The sequence below is a fragment of the Clostridium pacaense genome, from assembly GCF_020709765.2.
Classification (GTDB): domain Bacteria; phylum Bacillota; class Clostridia; order Lachnospirales; family Lachnospiraceae; genus Enterocloster; species Enterocloster hominis.
Genome location: NZ_JAJFEB020000090.1, coordinates 1 through 333 on the forward strand (window position 1 = coordinate 1; position 333 = coordinate 333).

1 protein-coding gene is annotated in these 333 nt (G+C 39.9%); it reads left to right on the forward strand.

Translation table 11 applies throughout. From position 1 onward, the window contains the following. Positions 1 to 38: 38 nt before the first annotated feature. A partial coding sequence (locus LK536_RS58605; RefSeq protein ID WP_506092314.1) for a reverse transcriptase domain-containing protein occupies positions 39 to 333 on the forward strand: 295 nt, incomplete at its 3' end.

Sequence of the window (333 nt, forward strand, 5' to 3'; positions counted from 1 at the left end):
TACCGCAAGGCGGCCCCTTGTCAGTCGTGCTATCCAATGTGTATCTTGACAAGTTAGATAAAGAACTGGAGCAGAGGGGGCTTCGTTTTGCAAGATATGCCGATGATACAATGGTATTTACCAAAAGTGAAATGGCAGCCAACAGGGTAATGAAATCCATTACAGATTGGATAGAAAGAAAACTGTTCCTCAAAGTGAATGCGACAAAAACCAAAGTAGTCAGACCGACAAGAAGTAAATATCTTGGTATCACATATCTGAAAAAGGGTAGCGAATGGAAAGTAAAACCAACCACAGAAAAGAAAAAGAAGTTAAAGCAGAAAGTGAGTGAAT